This window comes from Lactobacillus taiwanensis DSM 21401, from assembly GCF_001436695.1.
In the GTDB taxonomy this organism is placed as follows: Bacteria; Bacillota; Bacilli; order Lactobacillales; family Lactobacillaceae; genus Lactobacillus; species Lactobacillus taiwanensis.
This window is the reverse complement of sequence record NZ_AYZG01000034.1, coordinates 147824-161620: the sequence shown is the minus strand read 5'-3', so window position 1 is coordinate 161620 and position 13797 is coordinate 147824. Positions and strand designations below refer to the sequence as shown.

The following is a 13797-nucleotide window of genomic DNA, read 5'->3' as shown; positions in this document are numbered from 1 at the left end:
ACAGACAACATCTCTGCTGCTAAATGCGCCAACAGCAGTAGCACGATTACTGCACATATCAAGCGACCAACCGTCTTTAAAGAAATGTTTGTGGACATAGTGAATGAATTGAATTTTCTTGAGAAAGTCTGATTTGCGCCCGCAATTTTTACGATGAGCTTGATATACATCATGTCCTTGAGAGGCCTTATATCTTTTGACTTTGTTTTACAGTACCACGCTTAACCTCATAACTGATAGTAGAAGGAGAAGAGTTAAGTTCACGGGCAAATGAATAATAACTCGCGCTTCAAATGATAAATGCTTGCCTTTAACGTGCTGGTTCATGGTAGAATGTAAAGAGTCCATTTTGACCTCCAATAGAAAGTTTTTGTAGTTATTAACATTCTATCAAACAGGTCCGAATGGACTTTTTATTTTTCTAAAGTGTTCAATTTAATTTTACAATCGGCGAAAAATTTACGATAAATAATATTTACATGATTTTCTTTAAGAGCATATAAAATATGTCTATCTTCTACTGGCCTATCTGTAACAACATAGTCGAGACAATCAAGACTGCAAAGTTTTACAAAGTTATGATGATTTGAAAATTTAGTATGATCCAAAAGGGACAATGACAATATCTGAATTATTGATCATTGTTCCTTTTATTTGTGTTTGAGTGATATCAGCCATGTGAAGATGATGCCTATCTATTGTGCTGGAAGAAATAGATGTATTAATTTTTAGGTGAGTTATACATAGCAACAATTTTCTCTAATTTTTCATTAGGAATTATCTTTAAATTTCTAATAAATTCTGTAGCTTGCTCTAGAGTACTGCCATTATCCATTTGATTTTCAAGAATAACTTTAGCTACATCGATTTTACCCTCTTCTTTTCCTTGCTCTTTTCCTTGTTCTCGTCCTTCTTTTATACCGCTTGCATCCCTTGCTCATATCCAGCTTTTCCAGCGGCTTGTTCCCGTTCTAGCATTCTTGTTTCGTAAAGCATAATCTTTTCCCTCGTTTCTGGATCTTCATTGATTTCTTTAATTCTTCTTTGCGCATAATCAAAATAAATAATTATAAAAAATGCTCAGGATATAAATTTCCTAAGCATTTTTTACTATTTATACATAGCAACGACTTTTTCTAATTCTCCATTAGGAATTATCTTTAAGTTTCTTATATATTCAGTAGCTTGCTCTAAAGTACTCCCATTATCCATTTGGTTTTCAAGAATAACCTTAGCTACATCAATTTTCCCTTGCTCATATCCAGCTTTTCCAGCAGCCTGTTCACGTTCTAGCATTCTTGTTTTGTAAAGCATAATCTTTTCCCTCGTTTCTGGATCTTCATTGATTTCTTTAATTCTTCTTTGCGCATAATCAAAATGTTTATTTAATTTAACTGGTTCATTATTCATCAGTTTAGCTAATGCTTTTAAATCTTCGCTTTGTCCTTTAGCTGAAACTTGTGAATTAATAATAATCTTTGTCACGCCATCCTGCAATTGTTTCGACTTATCTTGATCAGAGTAAGTGTGATAAGACTCATAAAATTTATCGTCTTTCTTTGGTTTGAAATTGCAGAGAAAAATAATATAGGCGTCTTTCAAATTTCGATAGGTTTTTCCTTTATTTAAAGTATAACGTAAATCAAGTCTGGAAAGGTAGTAACCAATATCGTCCTGATCCGTTGTTTGCATTTCGATATTAAACACTCGTCCTTCATGGTCTGTGACTAGTACATCAAGTCTAACTTCTTTAGCTTCGTTCTTGCGCTTAAGATTATTAATCTCGACCTACTTGTCTAACCAATCAATTTTTTTAATTTTCAAATCTGGAATGATGATTTCTAGCAAATACTTGCAGAATTCTTTGTTTTCCATCACCATCCCAAAGACCTTATCTTCCGTGAACCCAAACCAGGGCTCGATTTTCTTTACCATATGAGTAAGTCCTCTCTAAAGATATTTGAGGGGCATCCCATATGTTTATTACGCAAAGTGGAGAGATTTTTTATAATTAATTTGTAGAATTTATTCGAGAAAAAAGCATATTCCAATATAAAATCAGAATATACTTTTTCACTCTAATTAATAATGTACTTTAACAAATGATTATTATTGGCTTTTAATCTTCTTCAGCCTTAAAACCATTAGCAAGGTTAGGTTTTCTTCTACCAATTAGCCAAACAATTAGCAGACTAAGTATACCTTCAACAGCAATGTAGATTCCACGTCCAGATAAGTGTTTTAATCCTCCTAGGTAAATTCCGAAGATAATTGAGCCCATAATGATTGCAATCATTGAAATCCATTGAACCTTATCAAAAGCAATACCATATTCAATTTCTCGGTGTCTGATTCCAGGCAGAATTGCTCCTAAACCAATCAAGACGATTACAGCAACAATATTAATAATTAATTCATACCACCAAATATTGCTTCCTTCCGGTACATCTTGTGGCGTGATTCCCATGATCGTGGCTATAGCAGTAACAAGAAGGAGCGCTAGCCCAACAGCATAGGCAATTTTGTCGTTTTTAATAAAGACATATTTTGAAGGAAACTTTTTCGAATCTTTTCTGATCCGCATAAATGAGTAGAAGATCCAGCAGGTAACACCTGGTGAAACAATTGCGTTTAAGTTAAGTAACCAGTTAAAAATATCGTTCATGTTAGGCAAAAAGATACCTAAAATCATAATGAATGATGACAAAGCTACAGTTAATATATACCCGTTAATTGGTAAACCATTCTTATCCTTTTTTCTAAGGAACTTAGGCATATAACGACTACCAGTATCAGAAATTAACATTCTAGTCATTGCATCAAGTAAAACTGCTAGCAATGCACAGTTAAAGAAGAAAGATGTCCAAGCCCAGAAGTAGAGAAGAAAATTGCCCCAACCATATTGGTGGCCAATCATCTTAAAGGCATAGTAAGCACCGTTCATTTTTAAGTCGTTAGGCAAGTGGTTTGCGTTAAAGTAAATTCCTAAGGCGAATGATCCAAATATTGTTAAGAATGCTGTCATTGCTGCTAAAGCAATCATCGCTTTAGGAAAGTCATATTGTGGCTTCTTCATTTTAGTTACATAAGGCGCAACTAATTCGGCACCATTCATTGCATAGATTAGCATTGCAATTGTTGAGAAGTAGTGCCAGTCAAATTTAGGAAAGATATCTCTCCAAGTGAAATTGGTGGTTGCCATATGACCACCTGATTTTGCCAAACCTACAAAGGCAAGGACAACAAAAAGAATAGTCATAATAACCATTAGTCCACCACCAATGGTTGACAAGAACTCCATTGAATTTGAAAAATGGTGTTCAACAATGATGAAGACAATAAAAGTTACAAAGGTTAGGAGGGCAAACAAAGAGTTGGGAATTTGATCCTGAAACTTTTCTGATCCAGTAAGAGCCCAACCTAAGTCAACAATAACTTCATTAGCTGAATCAACAGCATAAGGAATTGAAGCTGCCCAATAAGTCCAAGCAGTGAAATATCCTAAGAATTCACCATCAGTTCCACGTACCCATGAAGAAAGTCCTCCGCCTTCAGTACTAAAAACTGATCCTAATTGTCCCACCATTAAGGAATAGGGAATAACATAAAACAGAACCATAACGATCCATGAGAAAATAACCGCCATTCCTTGGTTTTGGAAATTGTACATTATGTCATCTAAACCGATAACAGTACAGAGTGCCATCAAAAATAAAGTTTGCCAAGAAATAAATTTCTTGTCAGGGTTTAAATCTTTTAATTCATCCACGTTTAAAATTTCTCTCTTTTCTACTAGTAAAATTGTATACAGCGATTTTACTAGAAAAGACTAGGCGATTTATTCTTAAATTTTATATTCATAAATTGCTACTTTTCCTCTTAATATTAATATCCTTAACTATTTTAATAATTATGAAGGTGTAGGACTAGGAAAAATGTAAAAAAATAGCGTTTCTCAATTTGGAGAGACGCTATTTAAAATTATTTATATAGATCAACAATCTTAGATAGATCATTATCGGAAATTATCTTCAAATTTCTAACAAATTCAGTTGCTTGTTCTAAAGTACTACCATTATCCATTTGGTTTTCAAGAATAACTTTTGCAGTATCAATTTTTCCTTGTTTGTAAGCATCTTGTTCACGTTCTAACATTCTTGTTTCGTAAAGCATAATCTTCTCCCTCATTTCTGGATCTTCATTGATTTCTTTAATTCTTTTCTGTGCATAATCGAAGTACTAACTGGTTCATTATTCATCAGCTTAGCCAAAGCTTGTAAGTCTTCACTTTGGCCAGCAGCTGACTTTTGTGAATTAATAATAATCTTTGTTGCTCCGTCATGCAATTGTTTTGATCGATCTTGATCTGTTGTTTGCATTTCTATATTAAATACTCTACCTTCGTGATCGGTAACCGACACATCCAATCTGACTTCTTTTGAGTTATCTTTTCTCTTTGGATTATTAATCTCAACTTGTTTATCCAACCAATCAATCTTTTTGATTTTCAGATCTGGAATGATAATCTCAAGCAAATATTTACAAAAATCTTTATTTTCCATCACCATCCCAAAGACTTTATCTTTGGTAAAGCCAAACCATGGTACAACTTTTTTCTTTGTCATATCGAACCGCACTTTAAAGTATTTGAAGATTAATCCCATAGTTTATTACGCAAAAAGAATAATATTTTTTATAAAAATAGCGTTCCTCCAAATTGAGAAACACTATTTTAAATTATTTTGCAAGATTTCTAACGACATTCAAATTAAACAAAATCAAATTCAAGACCACAATGCCTGCTGTGACAATAAATACCATGCTGTAGCTTGAAATACCGGCAATAAAGGAACCTAGAAGAGGTCCAACTATATTTCCAATATACATTGCACTCTGGTTCCATGAAAAAATTCTTCCCGTTACAGCAGCTGGTGAATTCTTAGTTAATAAAGTTTGAACTTGTGGGAAGAGACAAGCATCGGTAAAGCCTACTAAAAATCGCAAGATACCAAGTTGAGTTGTGTTGTGAACAAAAGCGGTTAAAAAGAAGAGGATTGTAGCTCCAATAAAACCACCAATAATTATTTTGTGGGTACCAATGTTATCGCCCAAAGCTCCAAAACGAGAAGCAGCCAAAAACGTTGCAATACCAGGAAGAGCAGCAATAACTCCAGAAACGAAAACAACATCTCCGTGTCCATTCATTAATTGCTTAACATACAGTGAGACAATTGGATTAATTGAGTTATTAGCTGCTTGAATAATTAAAGTTGTTAGTAAAAGTCCAAAAATTAGAGCAGGAGAGCGGAGAGTTGCGATAACGCCACTGGCCTTATCTAATTTCTTTTCAGTAATCGGCTTAAAACCTTCTTCATGAACAAAGAATAGTGAAAGAAGGAAGGAGAGTAACAATAAACCGCCTGTGATAAAGAAAGTAACTCGGTAGCTAAATGCAGAAGCTAGCGCACCTCCTAAAAATGGCCCCAGTAAGTTGCCGGCAGTGAAAGAAGAAGCCATTGTTCCTAAAGCCTGACCGGATTTTTCTTTTGGAGTTTCTGTAGCAATTAAGGCATTTGAGTTAGAGACAAAACCAGCAAATACTCCTTGCAACATCCTTAGGAAGAACAATTGCCAGACATTAGTTACTAATCCCATGCTTCCAAGAACAATTGCCATTCCTAAAGAAGCTCTTAGAATCATTAATTTTCTGCCTTTTTTATCAGCTAATTTTCCCCACCAAGGAGAAATAATGGCTGAAACAAAGTATACACCTGAGAAAATAAATCCAGACCAAAAATTTAATTGTTGGTGAGTAAAATGACCCAAGGTATCAATGTAGAGAGGTAGAAAAGGCATAATTTCGGAAAAAGCAATTCCAGCAATAAAAACTGCAATTGAAAGGATATAAAGATTCTTTTTCCAAATTGGTTTATCTGATTTTTGCACCATCTTAATCCCCCAACTTTTTAAAATCTATAGTTTGTTTTTTCAAAGATATTTTGCCTACCTTGAAGCCGTAATTTAATATTTTTTTATAAGTTAAAAAGGAGTGATCGATTGGTAGACCTGCAATTTTTTTAATTTGATCAGAAGATAGTTGGAAATCTTCGTCTTTATTATCTTTAATGTATTTCCACAAGGGTTTGAATTTACTCATTAATTTTGCCTTTCTTTAAATTTGTTTTTCTAAATTAGTTGAAATTCTCTCAAGCTTTAATAAAGTTTCGGAATCAACAGTTCCAACTAATTTATTTACGTCATCAAAAGCATCGTTTACTTGATCAAGAACTTCTTTACCAGCGGGAAGCAGGAACAATTGCTTTTTTAAGCCGTTTGTAGGATCTGGTCTTCGCTCAATCATATTGCGCTTTTCTAATAATTTAACTACATTGGTAAAGCTTGCTGGTTGGTAAAAAAGATAATCAGCTACTTCTTTTTGAATGCAACCAGGATGTTTTTGGATATATCTTAAGACATGAGCGTGTGACATTCGTAGGTTAATAGAAGCTAGTTTTTGATTGATCAAAAGATTTTCTAATTTGCCAATATGATAAAGTAAATTTGCTAAGGGTCTTTTTCTCGTAGGTATCCTTTCTAAGTTGTAATTACAACTATCAATTTAAAATAAGTATAGCGCAATTAATTGTAATTACGACTAGTCCCTTTTTAATTCAAGAGATCAGTAACCTTAGAAAAATCATATTTACGATAGTGTAATGCTACTTTTTTAGCTTTGAACATTACACTATGAATATCGCTAGAAGAATAGGCTAAGTAAAGACAATGAATAAGAAAATAAAGACACGAAAAAAGCAGACATTCTGGGGGATTAGAAGTCTGCTTTTTAATGTCGTATGTTATTTTGGGAGAATAAGTAAGGGGGGTAGAAGTTCCCTTACTTATTTAATAGAATACCCTTATTTTTTTAAAGAAGGTTTAGTATAAGATTTAAAATTTACAAAGAATTTCTTTAAAAAGTTTAAAGACATAAATATAATTAAAATAAAAGCGTTTGTGAGAGGAAAAATTATGAAAAAAGAACAAGAAATTCAAATGTTAAAAGAATTTTCAGATGCAAATTCTACATCTGGCTTTGAAGAAGAATTTGTAAAATTGTTTTCTACTTATGCTAAAAATACTGCTAATATTACAGGGGTGATTTAATGGATTGGAAAAGCTTTTTTAGGAAGATAACAATTACATGCTGGATGCTATGTTTGATTAGTTTTCTGGTTTTGATAGTTCGCTATACTGCAAGTGATATTGGTTCATTTTTTGCATGGGATTATCCGTTAATATGGGTATTTATACTGGGATGCGTTTTCTGTGTTTTGGCGATTTTTTGGCCTAAGAAAAATAAATGAGGATGAAAAAATAGGAGGTAGATTAAGCTCTACCTCCTATTTTTATCGTTGATTTAAATTAGTTATTCTACACGAGCAATTTCATCATGAACCTTAATATTGTGTGAACCTAAACTGGGCTCTTGACCGTGAAGATTAAATTTGACATTAACACCAGGTCTAAATAGAAGTACATGTGTTGAACCACCAAAGTGGAAAATACCTAGTTGATCACCTTTATTAATATGTTGTCCCACTTTAACCGTTATTTCATTACCAGATACTTCTGCCATTCCTACAGCAACAAAGCACATTAATCCAATCTTTGGATTATCAGCTTTGATGAAAATAACAGCACGTGATGCAGTTTCGGTAATATAAGCTTGAGAATCATTAGGAGCAGCTGGATCAGGACCATTAGGATTTTCAAAGCCTTGTGGTAAAGTTTCAGAGTAATAAGAACCATATAGGTTGTAGGCTTTAACTACTGTTCCGCTTACTGGACTATTCCATCTGTGGTAACTTAATGCACTAAGAAATGCTTGATAAAGAGTACCACCAACAAATTCTGAAGTTAATGGATCATTATGGAGTAGGTCAATTAATGAATATGGTTGTCCTTTAATCCAGAATTTAGCCTTTAAAGGTAGGTTATGAGCAATGCGATATGGTGCTGACTCACAAGCGTTAGCAATTGAATCAGGATCGTCTGCATTAACAACTGGACGAACACCAGGATTAAATGTCCGGGTAAAGAAGTGATCCCATGAAGTAAAACCATATTGTTGATCAATATTATTATTAGGACAAGCAAAAATATCATGAAAATCTTTGCCATAGGCAGCATCACACATGCTCTTTAATGCTTCATTTCCAAGCCATCCTTCTTTAGATCGATTAAGTACATACGTAGAATCAGGAGATTGTAAAAACTTTCCCCAGTAATCTAAAATATCACGTAATTTTTGGTTAACCCGTGGATCCATAAAGGCAACATATCCAGCCTTGGTTGCCATTGGATAGTCGAGAATTGCATTAATTGGGAAACCAACTAATCCAGTAGTATTAAATTTAGGAGCGCGGTGCATAACACGATTAATAACTCTTAGCATTTGATGATAGTTGTGAACTGCTGGAGTATCCATTGGCGTTTCAACATATTTTGCTGGCACTTCTTCAAACATCATGTGGAATAGATTCCAAAGATATCGATCCGATTCAATTAAATCTTTTAGTGCTTGAACAGGTGGTAAAAGGGCTTGATCTTGTTCTGCTTCAGCTTCTTTTAGCACTTTCTTTAACCAGTTGTTGTAAAATTCCTGATCACTTGGTAACCATTGTCCAACGTTAAATTTTACGTCTTTTTTCATTTTAAACACCTTTTTAATATTAATAACTATAATGAAATCTTCTTAGTAACTAGTAGATATACAGAGATAACAGCCAAAATACATATAATAATAGCCAATGCTAATTCCCACTTGTTAAATAGAGGGGTACCTTTCTTGTCGTATTCTTTTCTGGCAAAGTAGTAGAAGATTATGCCTACAGCATAAATAATTGTCGAAATTAGTAGGTAATTAAGTCCTGCTGCATATAAGAGCCATAGACAATAGATAGTTGATAAAATACCTATGAATAAACTCTTATTACGTTTATGAGAATCGTTTGTAAAAATTTCACGTTTTTGCGCAATTTTCCATAAGTACATTGAACTCAATAGATAACAAGGTAAAATTATTACCCCAGTAATATCGATACATGCTAGATAAACGTTATTAGCTGTTACTACTAATATCATGAACAAGGACATCAAAACGCTTGAAATATATAAGGATACACTAGGCACCTTTTTCTTGTTTTCATGAGCAAAGAATTTTGGCAATACATGTCCTTTAGCTGCAGCATATGGAAGCTGAGCCATCATAACTGTCCATGCAACCCATGAACCACCAACGGAAATAATTACAGAAATTGTTACGAAGTCTATGAACCATGGACCTAATAAGTTTTTCATTAAGTAAGCTGTTGATGGGTCAGTGAGTTTAGAAAGAGTTGGTTGGTGATAAATACCATAAGCAACAATACTAATTAGAATGTAGGCGATTAATGAAATTAAATAACCCATTACAGTTGCTTTACCAACATCTTTAGGATTTTTAGCGTGGTTAGAAATAACGACTGCACCTTCAATACCGATAAAGCACCATAACGTTACTAACATAGGAGCCTTAATTTGACTAACAAAATTTCCTAAATGAAGACCTTGTCCCCAGAATCCCCAGAAAAATGTTGGGAAACGGAAGAAGATTAGCATACAAATTAAAATGATTCCTAAACTAATGAACTTGATGATGACTGTAATATTGTTAAGAAATGAGGCTTCTTTAACACCATTAAGAACTAAAAAATTATAAATCCAAATTAAGACAATACCGAATATAACAGTTGGCCATTGGTGTTTAAGCAAGACCGGAAAATAACGACCGAAGGAGTCATTAAGCATAACTGCATAGGCCACGTTTCCTGTAATTGCTTCAATCCAATAACCCCAGGCTGAGTTAAAACCAACGTATTTACCGAAACCAGCACGTGCATAGGAATAAATACCAATATTTAAGTCTGGTCTCTCTTCAGCTAGGATTTTAAAGGTAAAGGCAAGTCCAAACATACCAATACCAGTCAAAATCCAAGCAATGATGACGGCACCAAGTGAAGATGAAGCAGCCATATTTTGGGGAATATCAAAAATTCCTCCACCAATCATGGCACCGACAACCATCGCAATTAAGCCAAAGAGACCAATTTTACGACTGTTAGATTTAGTCATTATGAGATCTTCTTTCTCTTAATCAATAAAAATTCATCCTTATTTAACACGAGCTATTTCTTCACGAACTTTAATATTTGAACTGCCTAAACCAGGTTCTTGATCATGTAAATTAAATTCAACTTGAGTTTCAGGTCTAAATAGAAGTACGTGGGTTGAACCACCGAAATGGAACATCCCTAGTTGATCGCCCTTGTTAACGTGTTGACCAACACGTACAGTGATTTCATCACTTGAAACTTCTGACATACCTACAGCGACAAAGCACATGAGACCAATCTTTGGATTATCAGCCTTAATGAAAATAACAGCACGAGTGGCCGTAGCAGTTAAGAAAGCCTGTGAATCGTTTGCAGCAACAGGATCAGCACCACGTTCATTTGCAAAGCCTTGATATAGACTTTCGGAGTAATATGAACCTGGTAAATTATATGCTTTAACAATAGTTCCACTAACAGGACTATTCCATCTGTGGTAACTTAAAGCACTTAAAAATGCTTGGTATAAAGTTCCACCTTCAAATTTTGATGTCCATGGATCGTTATGAAGAAGATCCATTAATGAATAGGGTTGTCCTTTAATCCAGAACTTTGCTTTCATTGGTAAATCACGGGCAATTCTAAATGGAGCAGATTCACATGCATTAGCGATTGAATCTGGATCATCAGGATCTTGGACAGGACGAATGCCAAGATTGAATAAACGAGTAAAGAAATTATCCCAGGAAGTAAAGCCTAAATGCTTTTCACGATCATTTGATTTACATTTGAAAATAGTTGTGAAATTATCGCCATCGGCTACTTTAGACATTTCGTTTAATGCATAGTCACTTAACCAACCATTTTTAGAAGTGTTAAGAACATAGGTAGATGCAGGAGTTTGCAAATATTTGCCCCAATAATTTAATATATCTCTTAATTTCTCATTGATTTTCGGATTCATGAAAAATACATATCCAGCTTTAGTAGCCATTGGATAATCCAAAATTGCATTGATTGGCGTTCCGACCAATCCAGTAGTATTAAATTCTGGAGCTCTTTGAATAATACGATTGAGCATTAAAAGCATTTGACGATAATTTCTTACTTGAGGAGTCCCCATCGGTGTGTCGACATATTTTTCAGGAATTTCATCAAACATCATTTGAGTAATATTGTACAAGTACCTATCAGACTCAATTAAATTTTTTAAGGCTTGAACGGGAGGAAGTAACTTTTGGTTTTCTTCACTTTCTGCTTCTTTTAGAACCTTTTTTAACCATTTATTATAGAATTCTTGGTCACTTGGTAACCATTGTCCTACATTGTATTGAATATTCTTTTTCATAATTTATACCTCTATTTATGAAAAAATTAATAACATTTAGAAAAAGTGCACTTTCAAGTTAAAGGTAGCATTAAGGGGGGGGTGGTCAAGGATCTATAGACTTTATTCTAAAATTATATATAACAATCTCTTTTTGAAAGCAAAACAAAAAGAACGATGAATTTTGTTCATCGTTCTCTTTGTTTTGTCAAATTTAAATTGTAGTCTTTACTCTATGTGAGCAATTTCAGATCGCACCTTAATATTATTACCAGCAATACTTGGGTTTTGTCCATGAAGGTTAAATTTAACATTAGTTTCAGGTCTAAAAAGTAGGACGTGAGTTGAACCACCAAAATGGAACATGCCTAATTGATCTCCCTTATTAATGTGTTGCCCTACTCTAACAGTAATTTCATCACTTGACACTTCTGACATACCAACTGCAACAAAGCACATTAATCCAATTTTTGGATTGTCAGCTTTAATAAATACTATCGCTCTAGTGGCAGTAGAAGTAAGGAAGGCTTGTGAATCATTAGCAGCTACTGGATCAGCTCCTCGTGGATTTTCAAAACCCTGATATAGGCTTTCTGCGTAATAAGTTCCTGGTAAATTATAAGCTTTGACGATAGTTCCAGATACTGGGCTGTTCCATCTGTGATAGCTAAGTGCACTTAAAAATGCCTGATATAGAGTACCACCTTCAAATTTAGATGCCCATGGGTCTCCATCTAAGAGATCAACTAAAGAATAAGGTTGCCCCTTAATCCAGAACTTAGCTTTCAGCGGTAGGTTATGAGCAATGCGGAAAGGAGCAGATTCACAAGCGTTAGCAATTGAATCGGGATCATCTGCATTTTGAACAGGACGAATTCCAGGATTAAATGTACGTGTGAAAAATTTGTCCCAAGAAGAAAATCCTAGGTGTTCAGTTTTATCGTGAGTAGGGCAGTTAAAAAGATTAAAGAAATTATCGCTGTAAGCGGCTTTTGACATTTCGTTTAGGGCGTAGTCACTTAGCCAGCCATCTTCTGAAGTATTAAGAACATATGTTGAATCTGCTGTTTGAAGAAATTTTCCCCAATAGTTTAAAATATTTTTCAAACAAGCATTGACTTTAGGATTGTTAAAAAATACATAGCCAGCTTTAGTCGCCATTGGGTAATCGAAAATAGCATTAATAGGAGTTCCAACTAATCCAGTTTTATTGAATTCAGGTGCTCTTTGAATAATTCGATTAAGCATTAAAAGCATTTGTTCATAATTACGGACTTGTGGAGTACCAGTTGGTGTATCTACATCATTTACTGGAATTTCTTCAAACATTAATTGAGTAATATTATAAATATATCGATCAGATTCAATTAAATGTTTAAGAGCTTGAACAGGGGGTAGTAAGTATTGATTTTCTTCGTTTTCTGCTTCTTTTAATACTTTATTAAGCCATTGATTAAAAAACTTTTGATCAGTAGGCAACCATTTACCTACATTGTATGGAATTGTTTTTGACATAATTTTGCACCTCTATAATTATTAAAAGACAATGTTAAGTCTAAATAATGTGCACACTTTCACTATCACTATAGGCTCAAATAAAAATAACGTCAAAAAATAAAAAGCAGTATTCCAAATTAACATATATTCATAAAATTAAATTAATGATAAGAATTGTTACTAAGAAGGCGATATCATATTTATGGAAGAAAGTTACTTTTTATACTAAATATAAATATATAGGAAAGAAAAATCATGGAACGAATACTAAAAATTAACTAATTTCTACGCGGTGGAGATTATAATCCTGAACAATGGTGGGACGAACCAGACATTATTAATCAAGACTTCGCACTTTTTAAACAGGCGGATATTCATACAGTAACTGTAGAAATTTTTTCATGGGCAAAGTTAGAACCAGAAAAAGAATGGATCCTTTTGCTGGGTTTGACTATCAAAAGGTGGCTAAGCATGTAGATCTTATCTCTTGGGATTCTTATCCAGCTTGGGGTAATGACAATCAGACGACAGAAGAATTAGGCAGAAATATTAGCCTAATTCATAACTGCTTTAGGAGTTTGAAACATCAGAACTTTTTAGTAATGGAAAATACACCACAAACAGAAGATAATTAGCGGTGAAGTTGTTCTTAATCCATTTGGAAGTAAGATTTATAAAAAATAAATAGATAAAATGAGTATCTTTAAAAGTAAAGATACTCATTTTTTAATATGCTGCTCTATACCAATTTGACTACTTATTATAAATAGGTATAAAATGAACCTTTCTGTGTGAATAAAGCACATAAAACAGAAAGGATAG

General features: G+C 33.8%; 10 protein-coding genes and 4 pseudogenes. 2 read left to right on the top strand and 12 right to left on the bottom strand.

Annotation, left to right across the window (positions count from 1 at the left end; all coding sequences use genetic code 11):
• From FD18_RS09390 to FD18_RS05650, 8 genes and pseudogenes are all read right to left on the bottom strand, one after another.
• Nucleotides 1-348: pseudogene (locus tag FD18_RS09390) on the bottom strand (IS30 family transposase); the annotation flags it as partial.
• Nucleotides 349-1110: 762 nt separating this feature from the next.
• Complete coding sequence (locus tag FD18_RS09385; protein WP_083486760.1) at nt 1111-1782, bottom strand: Rpn family recombination-promoting nuclease/putative transposase; 672 nt, start codon at nt 1780-1782, stop codon at nt 1111-1113.
• Between the two features lie 6 nt (nt 1783-1788).
• Nucleotides 1789-1935, bottom strand: a complete 147-nt coding sequence (locus tag FD18_RS10135) for a hypothetical protein (protein ID WP_164477439.1) — start codon at nt 1933-1935, stop codon at nt 1789-1791.
• Nucleotides 1936-2119: 184 nt separating this feature from the next.
• Nucleotides 2120-3769 carry an APC family permease gene (locus FD18_RS05675; protein WP_057719020.1) on the bottom strand — a complete coding sequence of 550 codons (1650 nt, stop codon included), beginning with the start codon at nt 3767-3769 and terminating at the stop codon, nt 2120-2122.
• Between the two features lie 212 nt (nt 3770-3981).
• Nucleotides 3982-4562, bottom strand: a pseudogene (locus FD18_RS10425) (hypothetical protein).
• Between the two features lie 175 nt (nt 4563-4737).
• Nucleotides 4738-5949, bottom strand: a complete 1212-nt coding sequence (locus tag FD18_RS05660) for an MFS transporter (protein WP_057719017.1) — start codon at nt 5947-5949, stop codon at nt 4738-4740.
• A 1-nt stretch (nt 5950) separates the two neighbouring features.
• Entirely contained in the window at nt 5951-6157 is a 207-nt protein-coding gene (locus FD18_RS05655; protein WP_057719016.1) for a hypothetical protein, read from the bottom strand.
• A gap of 15 nt (nt 6158-6172) precedes the next feature.
• Nucleotides 6173-6526: a MarR family winged helix-turn-helix transcriptional regulator gene (locus FD18_RS05650; protein WP_235499889.1), complete on the bottom strand. Its 354-nt coding sequence runs from the start codon at nt 6524-6526 to the stop codon at nt 6173-6175.
• 488 nt (nt 6527-7014) lie between these two features.
• Here FD18_RS05650 and FD18_RS09640 point away from each other — a divergent pair.
• A pseudogene (locus FD18_RS09640) lies at nt 7015-7149 on the top strand (M42 family peptidase); the annotation flags it as partial.
• Nucleotides 7150-7426: 277 nt separating this feature from the next.
• Here the strand turns inward: FD18_RS09640 and FD18_RS05640 are convergent.
• The 4 genes from FD18_RS05640 to FD18_RS05625 form a co-directional block, all read right to left on the bottom strand.
• Nucleotides 7427-8713, bottom strand: coding sequence for a phosphatidylserine decarboxylase family protein (locus FD18_RS05640; RefSeq protein WP_057719013.1), 1287 nt, complete (start codon nt 8711-8713; stop codon nt 7427-7429).
• A gap of 26 nt (nt 8714-8739) precedes the next feature.
• Nucleotides 8740-10173 (bottom strand): basic amino acid/polyamine antiporter, encoded by a 1434-nt coding sequence (locus FD18_RS05635; RefSeq protein ID WP_057719012.1) that lies wholly within the window; start codon nt 10171-10173, stop codon nt 8740-8742.
• Nucleotides 10174-10212: 39 nt separating this feature from the next.
• Nucleotides 10213-11499 carry a phosphatidylserine decarboxylase family protein gene (locus tag FD18_RS05630; RefSeq protein WP_057719011.1) on the bottom strand — a complete coding sequence of 429 codons (1287 nt, stop codon included), beginning with the start codon at nt 11497-11499 and terminating at the stop codon, nt 10213-10215.
• Nucleotides 11500-11706: 207 nt separating this feature from the next.
• Nucleotides 11707-12993, bottom strand: coding sequence for a phosphatidylserine decarboxylase family protein (locus FD18_RS05625; RefSeq protein ID WP_057719010.1), 1287 nt, complete (start codon nt 12991-12993; stop codon nt 11707-11709).
• A 237-nt stretch (nt 12994-13230) separates the two neighbouring features.
• On the opposite strand from FD18_RS05625, the pseudogene FD18_RS09370 reads away from it, so the two are divergent.
• A pseudogene (locus FD18_RS09370) lies at nt 13231-13592 on the top strand (beta-galactosidase); the annotation flags it as partial.
• Nucleotides 13593-13797: the final 205 nt, after the last annotated feature.